The 4,323-nt window shown below is 61.5% G+C and carries 7 protein-coding genes; 4 read left to right on the top strand and 3 right to left on the bottom strand.

Annotated elements, in window-relative coordinates:
- Positions 1 to 285: porin (locus CWO89_RS41315; protein ID WP_207234678.1), on the top strand; the 285-nt coding region annotated here is incomplete at its 5' end.
- 92 nt (positions 286 to 377) lie between these two features.
- Here the strand turns inward: CWO89_RS41315 and CWO89_RS41320 are convergent.
- Complete coding sequence (locus CWO89_RS41320; RefSeq protein WP_130583992.1) at positions 378 to 1,034, bottom strand: glutathione S-transferase family protein; 657 nt, start codon at positions 1,032 to 1,034, stop codon at positions 378 to 380.
- Between the two features lie 363 nt (positions 1,035 to 1,397).
- Positions 1,398 to 1,850 (bottom strand): VOC family protein, encoded by a 453-nt coding sequence (locus CWO89_RS41325; protein WP_130583993.1) that lies wholly within the window; start codon positions 1,848 to 1,850, stop codon positions 1,398 to 1,400.
- A 205-nt stretch (positions 1,851 to 2,055) separates the two neighbouring features.
- On the opposite strand from CWO89_RS41325, the gene CWO89_RS41330 reads away from it, so the two are divergent.
- Together CWO89_RS41330 and CWO89_RS41335 are read left to right on the top strand one after the other, a co-directional pair.
- Positions 2,056 to 2,265, top strand: a complete 210-nt coding sequence (locus tag CWO89_RS41330; protein WP_130583994.1) for a hypothetical protein — start codon at positions 2,056 to 2,058, stop codon at positions 2,263 to 2,265.
- A 553-nt stretch (positions 2,266 to 2,818) separates the two neighbouring features.
- Complete coding sequence (locus CWO89_RS41335) at positions 2,819 to 3,031, top strand: hypothetical protein (protein ID WP_130583995.1); 213 nt, start codon at positions 2,819 to 2,821, stop codon at positions 3,029 to 3,031.
- A 53-nt stretch (positions 3,032 to 3,084) separates the two neighbouring features.
- Here the strand turns inward: CWO89_RS41335 and CWO89_RS46455 are convergent, their stop codons facing one another.
- Positions 3,085 to 3,249: a hypothetical protein gene (locus CWO89_RS46455; protein ID WP_165421548.1), complete on the bottom strand. Its 165-nt coding sequence runs from the start codon at positions 3,247 to 3,249 to the stop codon at positions 3,085 to 3,087.
- A 361-nt stretch (positions 3,250 to 3,610) separates the two neighbouring features.
- Here CWO89_RS46455 and CWO89_RS41340 point away from each other — a divergent pair, with 361 nt between their 5' ends.
- A complete protein-coding gene (locus CWO89_RS41340) occupies positions 3,611 to 3,799 on the top strand; it encodes a hypothetical protein (protein WP_130583996.1) in 189 nt (62 codons plus the stop codon).
- The last annotated feature ends 524 nt before the right edge of the window (positions 3,800 to 4,323 follow it).

The raw sequence follows: 4,323 nt of genomic DNA on the forward strand, positions 1-4,323 counted from the left end.
CTAGCTAGCAGTTCCCGCCTTCGCGCGATAGAAGGCCGGATGCGAAAGACGCTGGTCCTCATCCTCGCGCTGCTGCCGGCAATCGCGCTCGCGGAGCAGCCTCATCGAACCAAATCCGGCAAAGCAACGGCTTCAGCAAAGTCGCTCCCGCTGAAGAGAGTCGCGCGGCCCAATGCGTGCGCAGAGTACGGTGCGGGCTTCGTCAAGATCGAAGGCTCCGACACCTGCATCAAGATCGGCGGCGCCATCGACGTTGGCGGCGGCGTCTCGATCGGCGGCCGCTAGATTCTTATTTTGACGCGTTTTCTTCACGCGAACCGGTGCCCACCCTCGGATCAAGTCCGAGGGCATGCTTCGCTCGAAAACGCTCTGTCAGCTCACGACAACGGCGGCGCCAGGAATTGGACGAAGCCCGGGCGCGTGGAAATCTCGGCAAACCAGCGCTCGAGATTGGACAGGCTCGGCTTGGTGACGCCCTCGACGCCGAACCAGCGCCGGGCAAAGGCGCCGATCGCGATGTCGGCGATGGTGAACCCGTCGCCTTCGATGAAGCGCCGACTCGCCAACTGCGCATCGGCGATCCGCCACACCTCAGCTTCGGCATCGGCGTCCTTCTGGATCGCGGCCATGTCGCGCTTCTCCGGCGGCGTGCGCACCAGCGCCCAGAACACCGGACGGTCGACCGGCTGCAGCGTCGACAGCGTCCAGTCCAGCCAGCGGTCGACGCCGGCGCGCTGGCGTGGCGCGGCCGGATAGATCGGTGAGCCCTCACCATAGGCGAGGCAGAGATAGCGCATGATCGAATTGGATTCCCACAGCGTGTAGCTGCCGTCGACCAGCGTCGGCACGCGGCCGTTGGGGTTCATTGCGAGATAGTCGGGCTGGTCGTTCCTGCCGAACTGCATGCCGGCATCGATGCGGTGATAGGGCAGCTCGAGCTCGCTGAGGCACCACAGCACTTTCTTCACGTTGACCGAGTTGGCCCGGCCCCAAACCGTGAGTTGATATTTTTCCGCCACGCGTCTCTCTCCCATCCCTTGCTGCTTGCGTTTACGGCGGAATAGCAGAAAGCGCGATCCCGATCATCCCGCTTCAAACAAAAATCAGGCCCGCTGAGCGGCACCTGATTTTGTTGTCACGGGCTGCGTAGGTTGCGTGTGATCAGAGCGTTTTCGAGCGAAGTGGATACCGGTTCGCGTAAAGAAAACGCGTCAAGCTCTAATGTCCGAAGAACAGCCACAACAGGATGATCACCGGGATAGGCACGCCGAGCAGCCACAGCAAGAGTCCTCTTGCCATCGTTTCCTCCTCCATATCGTATCGGTGAGGAAACGCGCGATCCATCGGCTCGTTCCGTTATGGATCGCGGCGCTCATGCTGTGCGCGCTGCGCGAGGCCTACCAGTGGCCGGTGTTCGGCATCGACAGCCACGGCTCGGCCGGCGGCTTCGGATCGCCCTTCTGCAGCAGCTCGATCGAGTGCAGATCCGGCGAGCGCACGAACGCCATGTTGCCGTCGCGCGGCGGGCGGTTGATGGTGATGCCGAGCTTCATCAGCCGATCGCAGGTCGCGTAGATGTCGTCGACCTCATAGGCGAGATGGCCGAAATGGCGATCCTCGCCGTATTTCTCCTCGTCCCAGTTGTAGGTGAGCTCGACCAGCGGCGCGCCACGCGTGCTCGGCAGCTTCTTCAACTGGTCGACATCTTCGGGCGCGCACAGGAACACCAGCGTGAAGCGACCCTTCTCGTTGTCGATCCGGCGCACTTCCTTCAGCCCCAGCGCGTCCTGGTAGAATTTCATCGCGGTGTCGAGATTGCGCACGCGCAGCATGGTGTGGAGATAACGCATTTTCTTGTCCCTCTCAGACTTGTGAGAATTTCCGCCCGTTCCGGCACGACGGGGCAGAAAATAGCAGCAAATTGTATGAGGGGGCAGCCCTCTCACGACCTCGGCCGACGTCATCAAAACCTCGCAACGACACATGGTCGTGAGTCTCGGGCTTGTGAGTGGCAGGCAACAGCGCTCCGATTATGTTGCCGCGCGGGAGGACGCGATGCCATACAGTCCTGAACTCATCGAGACCATGCGGGCCGCGTTGGAGGCGGTCATGTCGAAAATTCCCGCCGATCAATCCGTGTTCGGCGTCAAGGCGGCGGTGGCCGAACGTATTCTGAAGGCGGCAGCCCACGGCCAAACGTCCTTCGATGGCCTCGTCGCGTCAGCGTCTGACCAAGTGCAGACGATCGTTGCCACGCTGTCGTGAGCGGCGCCGGTGAATTACCTCCGCGCAAACGCATCGCGTTTGTCGCGTGGCTGGTCAGAAAAAGAAAACCCCGCGCGTGGGGGCACGGGGCTTTCGGGCTGACGGTCTGGGGATTCAGGGCGCGAGCCGCCAGCTTCAGTCGTTAACTTAAGGTTGAATTTTCAAAAAGCAACAGCGCCGCCTAGAGGAGTATATTCTCCAGGCGACGCTGCCGCGAAATACTGGGCCCTGAAATCCCCAGTTCCACTATGTCTGTCGGCGTGCAAATAGGTTCAAAAGAAAACCCCGCGACGGGGGCATCGCGGGGCATCTTAGCCGGTAGGCGGCAGGGGGAGTGTTCCTACCGGCACTTCCTGATGCTCATTCAATTCGTGACGATCAAAAGCGTTCCCGCGAAGCGCTGTCACGGGTGGTCAAGGCCGCGCGCGGCATGCCGCAATGGCCTGATGTTCTGATCTCACCTTTTTACACAAGCGTTTGAGCCTGCATCGCATTCCTATGCCGCCGAGCGCACGTCGGGATCGAGGCGACGCATTCAGCGAGGAGTAGATTCATGAGAAGCATCATTCTGGCCACGGCGGTCGTGGCACTGGCCGCAGCTTCCGGACAGGCGTTCGCGCGTTCAGGCGCCTCAATCCCGCGGCAGGAAACGGCGGTCGATCAGCGGGCGTACGATGCGTTCAACGCGTTCGATCAGCAGGTGGCACCGCAAATGAGCGATGCCGACGCCCACCGCTATCATGGCGGGCCGAAATCCAACGACTGAGCGCGAGCGCGCCATTCGGCATTCACGCCAGGAGAACGCGGCGGCGCTCGGTGTCACGCCTTGCGGTCCAGCAGCGCCTCGCGTTCGGCCTGGGCCTGGGCGTCGATGACGTTCTGCACGTCGGCATTGATCTGGTGCGGCGGCGCTTTGGCAGTCTCGTCGATGACGAGTTGAACCTTCGCCTGCGTCACCGCGGCAGGGACGGGGTAGATGACCATGACGGCAACCTCCTGCCCAAAATTCTCATGTCCGCGTTTACGCTTTCTAAAGAGGTGCGGTTAATGCGGATGAATTCGGTTGTCCCGAACGTCCGGGAACTCCGATCGCGAGCAGGGTGGGGGCGGATGTGGATCGCTGCGCAGCAAGATCACGAAATCGCTTGGTAAAGGCCGATCCGGCGGCCTGTGGATTTGCTGCGGATAACCTGGGGACGGAAGGTATCCAGATGGTGCCTGCGCGGCTCCGTCTCCTAACGATCCCTTTCGACGCAGCCGACAACGCTATTCAGTTAGGTTAAGGGCAGGATCGCGTTGCGATTACCGGAGGTTGCGCATAGGGATCAGTTGCGGAACCCGAGCCATGATGATCCCTTCGTTTCACAATGCAGACAGGCGAACTCACCGGCGCGTGATGGTGGTGGGGCTATTGTTTTGTCTTGCCTTCGTCGCCATCAGCTTTTCGCTGCGGCCGCAGGTGGACAATGGACGCGTGCTGGTGAAGGCCGACCGCCTGGTGCGCACCGCGGGCGAACCGCACAAGGCGAATTAGAGCGTTTTCGAGCGAAGCATGCCCTCGGACTTGATCCGAGGGTAGGCACCGGTTCGCGCGACGAAACGCGTTAAAAACAAGAATCCTAGCGCGGATCCTGTCCCGGCATTTTCTCGCTGGAGGAGCGATGATACATCGCGATGGCGATGAACCCGCCATAGCCGATGATGTTGATCAGAATTTCCAGCCAGACCGGCATGGCCATACCCCTTCTGCACCACCATACGCGCGGAGGTCGTGGTTTGTTCCTGCGCCCAATCCATGGGTGGCCCGGCCGGGTTGCATAGCTCGAAGGGAGAGGGGCCCCGTCCAAGCGCTGCAAAGGCGGCCCTTTGTGGCAACATGCCTGCGGGTTCCCGATGCAACCAATCGGGAATTTCTGCGTTGGAGCCGCGGATGAATCCGTGAGGAGGCGAGGATGAAAAAGACACTCGCAGTTTTGGCTATGGTCGCCACTGTCGGCGCGACCGCGATGAGCACGCCGGCGGAGGCGTACTGGCGCGGCGGCGGTTGGGGCTGGCGGG

Source organism: Bradyrhizobium sp. Leo170, assembly GCF_004296405.1.
GTDB lineage: Bacteria > Pseudomonadota > Alphaproteobacteria > Rhizobiales > Xanthobacteraceae > Bradyrhizobium.

What these genes read in the sequence shown, in the direction of transcription:
- CWO89_RS41330 (WP_130583994.1), top strand. Translation starts at nt 2,056, where the DNA reads ATGCCATACAGTCCTGAACTCATCGAGACCATGCGGGCCGCGTTGGAG.
- CWO89_RS46455 (WP_165421548.1), bottom strand. Translation starts at nt 3,249, where the DNA reads ATGGTCATCTACCCCGTCCCTGCCGCGGTGACGCAGGCGAAGGTTCAA.
- CWO89_RS41335 (WP_130583995.1), top strand. Translation starts at nt 2,819, where the DNA reads ATGAGAAGCATCATTCTGGCCACGGCGGTCGTGGCACTGGCCGCAGCT.
- CWO89_RS41340 (WP_130583996.1), top strand. Translation starts at nt 3,611, where the DNA reads ATGATGATCCCTTCGTTTCACAATGCAGACAGGCGAACTCACCGGCGC.
- CWO89_RS41325 (WP_130583993.1), bottom strand. Translation starts at nt 1,850, where the DNA reads ATGCGTTATCTCCACACCATGCTGCGCGTGCGCAATCTCGACACCGCG.
- CWO89_RS41320 (WP_130583992.1), bottom strand. Translation starts at nt 1,034, where the DNA reads ATGGGAGAGAGACGCGTGGCGGAAAAATATCAACTCACGGTTTGGGGC.